Consider the following 228-nt stretch of genomic DNA (forward strand, 5'->3'; position numbering starts at 1 on the left):
GCATCTGTATCACAAGCATCTGTACCGCAAGATTGAAGTGCTAAAATATTAGCAGCATTCCAATCGTTAGCAATCGTTTCATTATTTGTTCCATCACATTCAATCGTTTCATCTGCAACAGTACAAGCTGTAAGGTCAGGACCAATAGAATCGTTAAGAGTAAGTGTAGCAGTAACCGAAGAAGTATTTAAACAATCATCAGTAGCCGTATATGTTACTTGAATAGTT

At 36.8% G+C, this 228-nt stretch carries 1 protein-coding gene; it reads right to left on the reverse strand.

Going from position 1 to position 228, the window contains the following annotated elements:
* A partial coding sequence (locus ACVCZW_RS02850; protein ID WP_452231602.1) for a hypothetical protein occupies positions 1–228 on the reverse strand: 228 nt, incomplete at both ends.

The organism is Lacinutrix sp. MEBiC02595, from assembly GCF_053601555.1.